At 74.8% G+C, this 15023-nt stretch carries 2 protein-coding genes; both read left to right on the forward strand.

Annotated elements, in window-relative coordinates; all coding sequences use genetic code 11:
- Positions 1–13 precede the first annotated feature (13 nt).
- Positions 14–13984 carry a type I polyketide synthase gene (locus tag ACIA6B_RS01395; protein WP_396769800.1) on the forward strand — a complete coding sequence of 4657 codons (13971 nt, stop codon included), beginning with the start codon at positions 14–16 and terminating at the stop codon, positions 13982–13984.
- Positions 13981–14862 (forward strand): metallophosphoesterase family protein, encoded by an 882-nt coding sequence (locus ACIA6B_RS01400; protein ID WP_396769802.1) that lies wholly within the window; start codon positions 13981–13983, stop codon positions 14860–14862. The genes ACIA6B_RS01395 and ACIA6B_RS01400 overlap by 4 nt, the downstream gene beginning before the upstream one ends.
- Positions 14863–15023: the final 161 nt, after the last annotated feature.

The following is a 15023-nucleotide window of genomic DNA, read 5'->3' on the forward strand; positions in this document are numbered from 1 at the left end:
AGGTGAATACCCGATGGCGAACGAAGCCAAGCTCCGTGAGTACCTCAAGCGCGTCACCGCCGACCTGCACGAGACCAGCGAACGGCTGAGGGCGGCCGACGCCAAGGACCACGAACCGATCGCCATCATCGGGATGAGCTGCCGCTACCCGGGCGGCGTCCGCTCACCCGAGCAGTTGTGGGAGCTGGTCGCCGCCGGCGGCGACGGCATCACCGGCTTCCCCACCGACCGGGGCTGGGACACCGAGCGGGCGTACGACCCGACCGGGGAACGGCGGGGCAGCACGTACGCCCGGGAAGGCGGCTTCCTGCACGACGCCGGGAACTTCGACCCGGAGCTGTTCACCATCTCCCCGTACGAGGCGCTGGCCATGGACCCGCAGCAGCGGCTCATGCTGGAGGCGTCCTGGACGGCGATCGAGGACGCCCGGATCGACCCGCTGTCGCTGCGCGGCAACCGGGTCGGCGTGTTCGCCGGCATGATGTACCACAACTACGCGGCCGGGCTCGACGAGGTGCCGGACACGGTCGACGGGTTCATCGGCGGCGGCACGGCCAGCAGCGTGCTCTCCGGCCGCGTCGCCTACACGCTCGGCCTGGAGGGCCCGGCGCTCACCGTCGACACCGCCTGCTCGTCGTCGCTCGTCGCGCTGCACCTGGCCGTGCAGTCACTGCGCTCCGGCGAATCCGCGCTGGCCCTCGCGGGCGGCGTCACCGTGATGACCACGCTGGAGACGTTCGTCGACTTCAGCCGGCAACGCGGCCTCGCCCCGGACGGCCGGTGCAAGTCGTTCGCCGACAGCGCCGACGGTACCGGCTGGTCCGAGGGCGTCGGTGTGCTGCTGCTGGAACGCCTCTCCGACGCCCGCCGCCACGGCCACCGGGTCCTCGCCGTGGTACGCGGGTCGGCGGTGAACTCCGACGGCGCGTCGAACGGGTTGACCGCGCCGAACGGGCCCGCCCAGCAGCGGGTCATCCGGGCGGCCCTCGCCTCGGCGCGACTGTCACCGGTCGAGGTGGACGTGGTGGAGGCGCACGGCACCGGCACCAGACTGGGTGACCCGATCGAGGCGCAGGCGCTGCTGGCCACGTACGGGCAGGAGCGGGCCGAGCCGTTGCTGCTCGGGTCGGTGAAGTCGAACCTGGGCCACACCCAGGCCGCCGCCGGGGTCGCCGGGATCATCAAGATGGTCCTCGCCATGCGGCACGGACTCGTGCCGCAGACCATCCACGTCGACGCCCCCTCCTCCCACGTCGACTGGTCGGCCGGCGCGGTGGACCTCGTCACGTCGGCGCGTCCCTGGCCGGCGGTGGACCGGCCGCGCCGGGCGGCGGTGTCGTCGTTCGGCATCTCCGGCACCAACGCCCACGTCATCATCGAGGCCCCGGAACCCGAGCCGTCGCCGGAGACGCCGCCGGCCGGGTTGCCGCCGACCACCCCGTGGGTGCTGTCGGCGCGGTCGGCGGCGGCCCTCGCCGGCCAGGCCGCACGGCTGGCCGACCACCTGCGGGCGCACGCCGAGCTGCCCCCGGCCGAGGTGGGCTGGTCGCTCGCGACGACCCGCGCCGCGCTGGAACACCGCGCGGTGGTGCTCGGCCCGGACCGGGAGTCGCTGCTCACCGGCCTGTCCGCGCTCGCCGACGGTGCGTCGGCGGCGGGCGTGGTGACCGGCGAGGCGTCGCCGGGCCGGCGGGCCGTGCTGTTCACCGGTCAGGGCGCGCAGCGCGCCGGCATGGGCCGGGAGTTGTACGCGGCGTTTCCGGTGTTCGCGGACGCGTTCGACCGGGTGTGCGCGTCGTTCGCGGGCCGGCTGGAGCGGCCGGTGCGGGACGTGGTGTTCGACGGCGGTGACCTGCTGGATCGGACCGTCTACACGCAGGCCGGGTTGTTCGCGGTCGAGGTGGCGTTGTGGGAGCTGCTGTCGTCGTGGGGGGTGACCGCGGACTTCCTGGGCGGGCATTCGATCGGTGAGGTGACCGCCGCGTATGTGGCGGGGGTGTTGTCGCTTGAGGACGCGTGTGCCCTGGTGGCGGCGCGGGGTGCGTTGATGCAGGCGTTGCCGGCCGGTGGCGGGATGCTGGCGGTGGGGGCGTCGGAGGCCCAGGTCCGGGAGCTGTTGGTGTCCGCCGTCAGTGGTGGCGGCTCGGAGCAGGGAGCCGGCCGGGGGGCGGTTTCGGGCTCCGGCGGTGGTGTGGATGTGGCGGCGGTGAACGGACCGTCGTCGGTGGTGCTCTCGGGCGCGGTCGAGGAGCTAGACCAACTGGCGGGGGAGTGCGGGCAGCGGGGTTGGCGGGTGAAGCGGTTGAAGGTCAGTCACGCGTTCCACTCCCGGCTGATGGAGCCGATGCTGGCCGACTTCCGGGCCGCGATCGCCGGCTTGGACTGGCGGGCCCCCCGTGTGCCGGTGGTGTCGAATCTGACCGGTCGGCTCGCTGATCCCACCGAGATTGCCGGTCCGGACTACTGGGTGCGGCACGTGCGCGAGGCGGTGCGATTCGCCGACGGGGTCGCCACGCTGCACGAGCTGGGTGTGAGCACGTTCCTGGAAGTCGGCCCGGACGCCACCCTGACCGCGATGGCCGCCGACACGCCGGTCGACCGGCCGGTGCAGCACATTCCGGCGTTGCGGCGCGACCAGGACGAGGTCACCGCGCTCACCACGGCGGTGGCCCGGTTGCACGTGACCGGCACACCGGTGGACTGGGCAGCCTGGTTCACCCGCGACGGGCGGCGTCCGGCCACCGTCGATCTGCCCACCTACGCGTTCCAGCACCAGCGCTACTGGCTCGACGCCCGCACCCGCCACCACGGCGACGACCCCGACGACGACACGGCGTTCTGGCAGGTGATCGAGAACGAGGACGTGGACGGCCTCGCCGCCGCGCTCGCCGTCGACCCCGACACGCCGCTCGCCGACGTGCTGCCCGCGCTCTCCGCGTGGCGACGCCGCCGGGAGAGCGAAGCCACGCTCGACTCCTGGCACTACCGGGTCACCTGGCGGCCACTGCCGGACCCCACCGGGCCCGACGCCGGTGACCTGCTTCTCGTCGTACCGGCCGAGGTGGACGAGGTGGGCCGGCGGTGGGTCGACGCGCTGACCGGGCCCGGCGTCCGGGTCCTGACCGTGCCGGCCGGTCACGGTCGCGCCGACCTGGCCCGGGAACTCACCGCCTCGCCGCCGGCCGGGACCGTGCTGTCGCTGCTCGGCCTGGCCACCGGCGCCCACCCGGACAGCGTCTCCGTGCCCGCCGGGCTCGCCGGCACGGTCACGCTCGCGCAGGCGCTCGGCGACGCCGGCAGCACCGCCCGGCTCTGGGTCGCCACCCGCGACGCCGTCGCCGTCGACCCCACCGACCCGGCCGTCGACCCCGACCAGGCGCTGCTCTGGGGACTCGGCGGCGCGCTGCGCGCCGAACACCCGTACCGCTGGGGTGGCCTCGTCGACCTGCCGCCGACGCCCGACCCGCGCGCCGTACCCCGGTTGCGCCGGCTGATCGGCGGCGAGCCGGCCGAGGACCAGGTGGCGGTACGCGCGGCCGGCGCGTACACCCGACGGCTGGTCCGGGACACCCGAACCGCCGCCGCGCCGCGGGGCTGGACCCCGCGCGGCACCGCGCTCGTCACCGGCGGTACCGGCGCGCTCGGCGCGCACGTCGCCCGGGCCCTCGCCGCCGCCGGCGTCGCGCACCTGCTGCTGATCAGCCGGCGCGGCCCCGACGCGCCCGGCGCGGCCGAGCTGCGCGACGAACTGACCGCCCAGGGCGCCCGCGTCACGATCGCGGCCTGCGACGCCGCCGACCGGGACGCGTTGCGCGACCTCCTCGCCGCCGTCCCCGCCGACGCGCCGCTGCGCACCGTCGTGCACACCGCCGCCGCCCTCGACGACACCGTCACCGACGCGCTCACCGTCGACCGGATGGCCACCGCGCTGCGCGCCAAGGTCGACGCGGCCCGCCACCTCGACGAGCTGACCCGCGACCACGACGTCACCGCGTTCGTGCTCTTCTCCTCCCTCGCCGGCACCATGGCCGGCCCCGGCCAGGGCAACTACGCGCCCGGAAACGCCTGGCTCGACGCGCTCGCCCACCGCCGCCGCGCCGAGGGGCTGCCCGCCACCGCCGTCGCCTGGGGGCTCTGGGCCGACGGCGGCGTCAGCGCCGGCGAGTTCGAACGCCGGATGGCCCGGGGCGGCGTCCGCGCCATGGACCTCGAGCGCGCGATCCGCGCGTTCCACCGGGCGCTCGACCGCGACGAGACCCACCTCGTCGTCGCCGACGTCGACTGGGACCGGATCGCCGCCGCCCCCGGCCAGCGACCCGACCCGCTGCTCCGCGACCTGCTCACCACCACCCCCGTCGCCGCCGAGGAGGACCGTTCCGCCGCGCTGCGGCGTCGGCTCGCCGGCCGTACCCCGGCCGAACAGCAGGACGCCCTCGGCGAGCTGGTCCGGAGCGAGATCGCCGCCGTCCTCGGACACGGCGGCGCCGACCGGGTGCCGCACCGACGCGCGTTCCGGGACCTCGGCTTCACCTCCCTCACCGCCGTCGAGCTGCGCAACCGGCTCGACGCCGCGACCGGACTCACGCTGCCCGCCACGCTGGCGTTCGACCATCCCAACCCCGAGGCCCTCGCCGCCCACCTGCGCGCCGAGCTGGCCGGCGGGCCCGCCGGGACCACCACCACGGCGGTACGCCCGGTCGACGACGACCCGATCGTCATCGTCGGCATGGGCTGCCGCTTCCCCGCCGGGGCCGCCTCCCCGACGGAGTTCTGGCGGATGCTCACCGACGGCGTCGACGCCATGACCGACCTGCCGCGCGACCGGCACTGGGACCTGACCGCGCTGCCGCCGGACGTCACCCGGGGCGCGTTCCTGGACGACGCCGGCGCGTTCGACGCCCAGTTCTTCGGCATCTCGCCCCGCGAGGCGGTCGCCATGGACCCGCAGCAGCGGCTGCTGCTGGAAACGTCCTGGGCGGCGATCGAGGACGCCCGGATCGACCCGTCCTCGTTGCGCGGCAGCCGGGTCGGCGTCTTCGCCGGCACCAACGGACAGGACTTCGACCACCTCATCCGGTACGGCGGCGAACACCTCGCCGGTTACGGCGCGACCGGCGCCTCCGCCAGCGTGCTCTCCGGCCGCGTGTCGTACGCGCTCGGCCTCGAAGGGCCGGCGCTGACCGTGGACACCGCCTGCTCGTCGTCGCTGGTGGCGCTGCACCTGGCCGCCCAGTCGCTGCGCGCCGGCGAATGCGACCTCGCGCTCGCCGGTGGGGTGACCGTGATGGCCACCCCCGGCGCGTTCGTCGAGTTCTCCCGACAGGGCGGGCTCGCCGCCGACGGGCGGTGCCGGTCGTTCGCCGAGGGCGCGGACGGCACCGGCTGGGGTGAGGGCGTCGGTGTGCTGCTGGTGCAACGACTCTCCGACGCCCAGCGCGACGGCCGGCGGGTCCTCGCCGTGCTGCGGGGTTCGGCGGTGAACTCCGACGGCGCGTCGAACGGGTTGACCGCCCCCAACGGGCCCGCCCAGCAGCGGGTCATCCGGGCCGCGCTCGCCGACGCCCGACTGTCCGGCGCCGACGTGGACGTGGTGGAGGCGCACGGCACCGGCACCAAACTGGGTGACCCGATCGAGGCGCAGGCGTTGCTGGCCACGTACGGGCAGGAGCGGGCCGAGCCGTTGCTGCTCGGGTCGGTGAAGTCGAACCTGGGACACACCCAGGCGGCTGCCGGCGTCGCTGGGATCATCAAGGCGGTCCTGGCCATGCGACACGGCGTGGTGCCGGCCACGCTGCACGTGGACGCCCCCTCGTCCAAGGTGGACTGGTCGGCCGGGGCGGTGGACCTCGTCACCTCGGCGCGTCAGTGGCCGGCGGTGGACCGGCCGCGTCGGGCGGCGGTGTCGTCGTTCGGCATCTCCGGCACCAACGCCCACGTGATCCTGGAAGCGCCCACGCCGGTCGACGACGCGCCCACACCGGTTGACGACGTACCCACGCCGGACGCGGTCGCCCCGCTGCCGGTCACGCCGTGGCTGCTGTCGGCCCGCTCGGCCCCGGCCCTCGCCGGGCAGGCGGCCCGGCTGCTCGACCACCTGCGCGAGCACGCCGAGGTCACACCGGCCGAGGTCGGCTGGTCGCTGGCCGCCACGCGCGCCGCGCTGGAGCATCGGGCGGCCGTCGTCGCTCCGGACCGGGAGTCGCTGCTCACCGGCCTGTCCGCGCTGGCCGACGGGCATGCCGCCCCGGGTGTGGTGACCGGGGCGGAGCGGTCGGGTCGGCGGGCGGTGTTGTTCACCGGTCAGGGTGCGCAGCGCGCCGGCATGGGTCGGGAGTTGTATGCGGCGTTTCCGGTGTTCGCGGATGCGTTCGATCGGGTGTGTGCGTCGTTCGAGGGTCGGCTGGAGCGGCCGGTGCGGGAGGTGGTGTTCGACGGCGGTGACCTGCTGGACCAGACGGTCTACACGCAGGCGGGGTTGTTCGCGGTGGAGGTGGCCTTGTGGGAGTTGCTGTCGTCGTGGGGTGTGACGGCCGATTATCTGGCGGGGCATTCGATCGGTGAGGTGACGGCCGCGCATGTGGCGGGTGTGTTGTCCCTGTCGGACGCGTGTGTGCTGGTGGCGGCGCGTGGGTCGTTGATGCAGGCGTTGCCGGTCGGTGGCGGGATGCTGGCGGTGGGTGCGTCGGAGGCGCAGGTTCGGGAGTTGCTTTCGTCCGGCGTCGGTGGTGGTGCGGAGTCGGGAGTCGGCCTGGGGGCGGTTCCTGGTTTCGGGGTGGATGTGGCGGCGGTGAACGGTCCGTCGTCGGTGGTGCTGTCCGGGCCGGTCGAGGATCTGGATCGGGTCGCGGGGGAGTGCGCCGCCGAGGGTTGGCGGGTGAAGCGGTTGACGGTCAGTCACGCGTTCCATTCGCGGTTGGTGGAGCCGATGCTGGACGGGTTCCGGGCCGCGATCAGTGGTCTGGACTGGCAGAGCCCGCGTGTGCCGATCGTGTCGAACCTGACCGGTCGGCTCGTCGATCCGGTGGAGATTGCCGGGCCGGACTACTGGGTGCGGCACGTGCGCGAGGCGGTGCGGTTCGCCGACGGGGTGGCCACGTTGCACGAGTTGGGCGTGAGCACGTTCCTGGAGGTGGGTCCGGACGCGACGTTGACGGCGATGGCCGCCGACACCCCGGTCGACCGGCCGGTGCAGCACATTCCGGCGTTGCGGCGCGACCAGGACGAGGTGACCGCGCTGACCACGGCGGTGGCCCGGTTGCACGTGACCGGCACACCGGTGGACTGGGCGGCCTGGTTCACCCGCGACGGACGCCGACCGACCACCGTCGACCTGCCCACCTACGCGTTCCAGCGCACCCGGTACTGGCCGGAGACCGCGCCCGTCACGCGGACCGGCGGTGGCGACCTCGACGACCGGTTCTGGGCGGCGGTGGAACGGGAGGACCTCACCGGCCTCGGCGACGAGCTACGACTCACCGCCGACCAGCCGCTGCGGGACCTGCTGCCGGCGTTGGCCCGTTGGCGGCGGGCAGGACGGGACCGCGTCACCGTCGACTCCTGGCGCTACCGGGTGGAGTGGCGGCCACTGGCCTCCGTACCCCCGACCGGCCTGACCGGGACGTGGCTGGTGGTGACCACGGCCGACCAGGTCGAGCACCCGCTGGTCGCCGGCCTGGCCACGCACGGCGCCCACGTCGTGCCGGTGGTGCTCGACGCGCCCACCGATCGGCGGGAGACGGCCGACCGGCTCCGCGCCGCCGCCACCGGCGGCGACGTCGCCGGGGTGCTGACGCTGCTCGACCCGCAGCCCGGGGCGGCACTGGCCACGGTGCAGGCGTTCGCCGACAGCGACCTCACCGGCCGGCTGTGGTGGGTGACCCGGGGCGCGGTCGCGGTAAGCGCCACGGACACCGAAACCGATCCGGTCGCGGCGGGGACCTGGGGGCTCGGCCGGGTGGCGGGGTTGGAGGAGCCGGCCCGTTGGGGTGGTCTGGTGGATCTGCCGGTCGTGTTGGACGACCGGGTGGTGCGTCGGGTGTGTGGCGTGTTGGCCGGCAATGAGGATCAGGTGGCGGTGCGGTTGTCGGGGGTGTTCGCCCGGCGGTTGGTGCGGGCCGGGAACGATGCGGTGCGGCGGGAGTTCCGGTTTTCCGGGACGGTGTTGGTGACCGGTGGTACGGGGGCGTTGGGTGCGCGGGTCGCGCGGTGGGCGGCTGACAGTGGTGCCGAGCATGTGGTGTTGACGAGCCGGCGTGGGCCGGACGCGCCGGGTGCGGGGGAGTTGGTCGAGCGTCTGGGTGCCGGCGGTGTCCGGGTGACGGTGGCGGCGTGTGACGTGGCCGACCGGACCGCGCTGGCCGGGCTACTCGACGGGCTGGCCGCCGAACCGGTCCGCGCTGTCGTGCACGCCGCGGGCGCGCCGCAGTTCACCCCGCTTGCCGACGTCACCGCCGACGAGCTGCGCGACGTGCTGCGTGCCAAGGTCGACGGCGCGGCGAACCTGGACGCGTTGCTGCCGGAGGTGGACGCGTTCGTGGTGTTCTCCTCCATCGCGGGCGTGTGGGGCTCCGCCGGGCAGGCCGGTTACGCCGCCGCGAACGCGTACCTCGACGGGCTCGTCGCCCGGCGGCGTGCCCGTGGCGCGGCCGGCACCGCCGTGGCCTGGGGACCGTGGGCCGGTGGCGGCATGGCGGAAGGCGGCGAGGCGCGGGAGCACCTGGCCCGACGTGGCCTGCCCGCCATGGACCCGGATCTGGCGGTGGCCGCCCTCCAGGGTGCGCTCGACCGGGACGACACCGCCGTGGTCGTCGCCGACGTCGACTGGGAACGGTTCGCCGCCTCCTTCACCGCGCTCCGCTCCAGCCCGCTGCTCGACGAACTCCCCGACGCCCGGCCCGCCCTGACCACGCCCGCCGAGGGCCCGTCACCCCTCGCTCGCCGGCTCGCCACGCTGACCCCCGCCGAACGCGCCGGCCACCTGCTCGACCTGGTCCGGACCCAGGCCGCGGCGGTGCTCGGCCATCCGGCCGCCGACGCGGTGGCCGCGGACCGGGCGTTCCAGCAGCAGGGCTTCGACTCGCTCACCGCCGTCGAGCTGCGGAACCGGCTGACCGCCGAGACCGGCCTGACGCTGCCGAGCACGCTCGTCTTCGACCAGCCGACCCCGGCGGCTCTGGCCGCGTACCTGGCCGCCACCCTGACCGGGGAGCCGGCGGACACCGAGACCCCCGGCGCCGCCGTCGCGGTCGACGGTGACCCGATCGTCGTCGTCGGCATGGCATGCCGCCTTCCCGGCGGCGTGACCGGCCCGGACGAACTGTGGGAGCTGCTCGCCGCCGGACGGGACGGCATCGCCGACTTCCCGCTCGACCGGGGCTGGGACCGGTTCCTCGCCGGCCGTCTCTCCGACACCTCGTTCCCCCGGCAGGGCGGATTCGTCTACGACGCGGCGGCGTTCGACGCCGACTTCTTCGGCATCTCCCCCCGCGAGGCCCTCGCGATGGACCCCCAGCAGCGCCTGCTGCTGGAGACGTCCTGGGAGGCGGTCGAGTCGGCCGGCATCGACCCGGGTCGGCTGCGCGGGGAACGCGTCGGCGTCTTCGCCGGCGCCAGCTTCCAGGGGTACGCCTCGACCGCGATGGGCCGCGACCAGGACGTCGGCGGGCACCTGCTCACCGGTACCGCCACCAGCGTGCTGTCCGGCCGGGTGACGTACGCGCTCGGCCTCGAAGGGCCGGCGGTGACCGTGGACTCGGCCTGCTCGTCGTCGCTTGTCGCGCTGCACCTGGCCGCCCAGTCGCTGCGCAGCGGGGAGTGCACGCTGGCGCTGGCCGGTGGCGTGACCGTGATGGCCTCGCCGGCCACGTTCGTCGAGTTCTCCCGGCAGGGCGGCCTGGCCCCGGACGGGCGGTGCCGGTCGTTCGCCGAGGGCGCCGACGGCACCGGCTGGGGTGAGGGCGTCGGTGTGCTGCTGGTGCAACGACTCTCCGACGCCCAGCGCGACGGCCGGCGGATCCTCGCCGTGCTGCGCGGCTCGGCGGTCAACTCCGACGGCGCCTCGAACGGACTGACCGCGCCGAACGGGCCCGCCCAGCAGCGCGTCATCCGGGCCGCGCTCGCCTCGGCGCGCCTCACCACCGCCGACGTGGACATGGTGGAGGCGCACGGCACCGGCACCACGCTCGGTGACCCGATCGAGGCGCAGGCGTTGCTCGCCACGTACGGGCAGGACCGCGCCGAACCGCTGCTGTTGGGCTCGATCAAGTCCAACATCGGGCACATCCAGGCGGCGGCCGGCGCGGCAAGCGTCATCAAGGCGGTGCTGGCGTTGCGGCACGGCGTGGTGCCGGCCACGCTGCACGTCGACCGACCGTCGTCCAAGGTCGACTGGTCGGCCGGCGCGGTGGACCTCGTCACGTCGGCGCGTCAGTGGCCGGCGGTGGACCGGCCGCGCCGCGCGGCGGTGTCGTCGTTCGGCATCTCCGGCACCAACGCCCACGTCATCCTTGAGGAGCCACCGGCGGTCGAGGCCGAGCAGTCTCGGGCCAGCGTCGCGCTGCCGGTCGTGCCGTGGCTGGTGTCGGGCCGCTCGGCGGAGGCCCTGGCGGGCCAGGCGGTCCGGTTGCGCGACCACCTGCGGCGGCACCCCGAGATGTCGCCGGTCGAGGTCGGCTTCTCGCTGGCGACCGCACGGGCCGGGTTGACGCACCGGGCGGCGGTGATCGGTACGGATCGGGACGCGCTGCTCGCCGGCCTGGCGGCCGTCGCCGAGGATGCGTCCGCGCCCGGTGTGGTGACCGGCGAGACGTCCTCGGGTCGGCGGGCGGTGTTGTTCACCGGTCAGGGTGCGCAGCGGGCCGGTATGGGTCGGGAGTTGTATGAGGCGTTTCCGGTGTTCGCGGATGCGTTCGACCGGGTGTGTGCCGGGTTCGAGGGTCGCGTGGACCGTTCGGTGCGGGAGGTGGTGTTCGACGGGGGTGACCTGCTGGACCAGACCGCCTACGCGCAGGCGGGGTTGTTCGCGGTGGAGGTGGCCCTGTGGGAGTTGCTGTCGTCGTGGGGTGTGACGGCCGATTATCTGGCGGGGCATTCGATCGGTGAGGTGACGGCCGCTCATGTGGCGGGTGTGCTGTCCCTGTCGGACGCGTGTGCTCTGGTGGCGGCGCGTGGGTCGTTGATGCAGGCGTTGCCGGCCGGTGGGGGAATGCTGGCGGTGGGGGCGTCGGAGGCGCAGGTCCGGGAGTTGCTGTCGTCCGGTGGTGGTGCGGAGTCGGGAGTCGGCCTGGGGGCGGTTCCTGGTTTCGGGGTGGATGTGGCGGCGGTGAACGGTCCGTCGTCGGTGGTGCTGTCCGGGTTGGTCGAGGATCTGGACCGGGTCGCCGACGAGTGCATTGCCAGGGGTTGGCGGGTGAAGCGGTTGACGGTCAGTCACGCGTTCCACTCGCGGTTGATGGAGCCGATGCTGGCCGGGTTCCGGGCCGCGATCAGTGGTGTGGACTGGCAGAGCCCGCGTCTGCCGATCGTGTCGAACCTGACCGGCCGGCTCGCCGACCCCGCCGAGATCGCCGGTCCGGACTACTGGGTGCGGCACGTGCGGGAGGCGGTCCGGTTCGCCGACGGTGTCGCCACGCTCCACGAACTGGGCGTGAGCACGTTCCTGGAGGTGGGTCCGGACGCGACGTTGACGGCGATGGCCGCCGACATCCCGGTCGACCGGCCGGTGCAGCACGTTCCGGCGTTGCGGCGCGACCAGGACGAGGTGACCGCGCTGACCACGGCGCTGGCCCGGTTGCACGTGGCCGGCACGCCGGTGGACTGGGCGGCCTGGTTCACCCGCGACGGACGCCGACCGGTAATCGTCGACCTGCCCACCTACGCCTTCCAACGCACCCGGTACTGGCTGTCCGAGGAGGACACCCCGCAGCCGGCGCCGGGCGGAGGCGGCGAGGCGGACGCCGAGTTCTGGGCCGCCGTCGAACAGGCCGACCTCACCACCCTCGACCCGGAGTTCCGCACCGAGCGGCCGGTCGCCGAACTGCTGCCGGCGCTCGCCCGGTGGCGGACCGCCGGCCGGCGACGCGCCACCGCCGACTCGTGGCGCTACCGGGTCGACTGGTCGGGCGTACCCGAGCCGACCGCGACGCTGACCGGGACCTGGCTGCTGCTGATGCCGTACGCCGGCATCGACGACACGCTTGTCGCGGCCCTGACCGACGGGATGACCTCGGCCGGCGCGAGCGTGCGGCCGGTCCGGCTGGACGGGCCGGACGACGACCGGGAACTGCTCGCCAAGGCGCTGCGCGACGCCGACCCGGCCGCCGGCGTGGTGTCGCTGCTCGCGCTCGGCGGCGCCGGTGCCGGCGCGGCGCTGGCCACCGTGCAGGCCGCCGCGGAGGCGGGCCTCTCCGGTCCGGTGTGGTGGGTGACGCGGGGTGCGGTGGCGGTGGGTGCCACCGACGGGCCGGTGGATCCGGTCGCGGCGGGGACCTGGGGGCTCGGCCGGGTGGCGGGGTTGGAGGAGTCGGGCCGTTGGGGTGGTCTGGTGGATCTGCCGGTTGTGTTGGACGACCGGGTGGTGCGTCGGGTGTGTGGGGTGCTGGGCGGCAACGAGGATCAGGTGGCGGTGCGGTTGTCGGGGGTGTTCGCCCGGCGGTTGGTGCGGGCCGGGAACGATGCGGTGCGGCGGGAGTTCCGGTTTTCCGGGACGGTGTTGGTGACCGGTGGTACGGGGGCGTTGGGTGCGCGGGTCGCGCGGTGGGCGGCTGACAGTGGTGCCGAGCATGTGGTGTTGACGAGCCGGCGTGGGCCGGACGCGCCGGGTGCGGGGGAGTTGGTCGAGCGTCTGGGTGCCGGCGGTGTCCGGGTGACGGTGGCGGCGTGTGACGTGGCCGACCGGACCGCGTTGGCCGGGCTGCTGGCGAACATAGCCGAACCGGTCCGCGCTGTCGTGCACGCCGCCGGTGCCGCCCAGGCCACCCCGCTCGCCGCGATGACCGGCGCGGAACTGGCCGATGTGCTGCGCGCCAAGGTCGACGGCGCGGCGAACCTGGACGCGTTGCTGCCGGAGGTGGACGCGTTCGTGGTGTTCTCCTCCATCGCGGGCGTGTGGGGCTCCGCCGGGCAGGCCGGTTACGCCGCCGCGAACGCGTACCTCGACGGGCTCGTCGCCCGGCGGCGTGCCCGTGGCGCGGCCGGCACCGCCGTGGCCTGGGGACCGTGGGCCGGCGCCGGCATGGCCCAGGGCGAACAGCGGGACCAGCTCGCCCGACGCGGCCTGCCCGCGCTCGACCCCGACCTCGCGGTGACCGCCCTCCAGGGCGCGCTCGACCGGGACGACACCGCCGTGGTCGTCGCCGACGTCGACTGGGAGCGGTTCGCCGCCTCGTTCACCGCCCGCCGGCCCAGCCCGCTGCTCACCGGCATCCCGGAGGCCACCGCCGACCCCGCCGGCACCCCGGCGGCCGACACGGACGCCCCGGCGGCGCTGCGCGACCGCCTCGCCGCCGCCGGCCCGACGGAACGGGACCGGATCCTGCTCGACCTGGTACGCGCCGAAGCCGCCACCGTGCTCGGGCACCGCACCCCGGCCACGGTCCGGGCCGGACGCGGTTTCCTGGACCTCGGCTTCGACTCGCTCACCGCGGTCGAGCTGCGCAACCGGCTCACCGCCGCAACCGGCCTGGCGCTGCCCACCACGCTGGTCTTCGACCACCCCACCCCGGCCGCGCTCGCCGAGCACCTGGGTCGGGAACTGCGGCCCGGGGCGGACGGCGTCACCGCCGAGATCGACCGCCTGGCGCGGCTGCTCGACGCGGTGCCCGACGAGCGGCGTGACGCGCAGGTCACCCAACGGCTGGAGGAGTTGCTGTCCCGCTGGCGGGGCGATGCCGCGCCGCCGGCCGCCGCGCCGGTCGCCGACGACCTGGCCGACGCCGGTGAGGACGACATCTTCGCCATCATCCAGCGAGAGTTCGGCAAGTCGTGACCGGTGCCGGAGCTAGGGGTGCGGACGGGGCTAGGGGTGGTCGGCTGCTCGCCATCAGCGACCTGCACGTCGGGTACGCCGAGAACCGTGAGCTGGTCGAACGGCTGCGCCCCGAGGGCGACGACGACTGGCTGATCGTCGCCGGGGACGTCGGCGAGTACCTGCACGACGTCGAATGGGCGCTCGGGCTGCTCGCCCGGCGCTTCGCCCGGGTGGTGTGGGCGCCCGGCAACCACGAGCTGTGGACGCCCCGCGACGACCCGGTGCAGTTGCGCGGCGAGGCCCGCTACCGGCACCTGGTGGCGCTGTGCCGGCGGCTCGGCGTGCTCACGCCCGAGGATCCCTACCCGGTGTGGGACGCCGACGGCGACCCGGTGCTGGTGGTGCCGCTGTTCGTCGGGTACGACCACTCGTGGCGGCCACCGGGCACCTACAACCGGGCCCAGGCGCTGGCGCTGGCGTACGAGACGGGGGTGGTGTGCACGGACGAGATCCTGCTGCACCCGGACCCGTACCCGAGCCGGGACGCGTGGTGCCGGGCCCGGGTGATCCGCACCGAACGGCGGTTGGACGCCGAGCGCAACGGCCTGCCCACCGTGCTGGTCAACCACTACCCGCTGGTCCGCGAGCCGACCCGGATCCTGCGTCACCCCGAGTTCGCCCAGTGGTGCGGCACCGACCTCACCGCCGACTGGCACCTGCACTACGACGCCCGCGTCGCCGTCTACGGCCACCTGCACATCCCGCGCAGCACCCGCTACGACGGCGTCCGCTTCGAGGAGGTGTCCGTCGGCTATCCCCGCGAGTGGCGTCGCCGCGCCGCCCCGGCGGGCCGGCCCCGGGCCATCCTCCCGGCGCTCGCCGGGCAGCTCCGCTGACGGTCCACCGGCCCGGCTCGGACACCTGCCGGGGCCGGTGAATGAGGGGTCCGTAGGGGTTGGGTCGCAGGTCAGCGCTCAGTAGCGTCCACTCACGGTGACGGGCCGGGTGCCGGCGTACCCCCGTGTGCCGCACCGGCGGCTACCTCGGTGTTCGACGG

Origin of the sequence: Micromonospora sp. NPDC051141, from assembly GCF_044455765.1 — a bacterium.
Lineage (GTDB): Bacteria > Actinomycetota > Actinomycetes > Mycobacteriales > Micromonosporaceae > Micromonospora.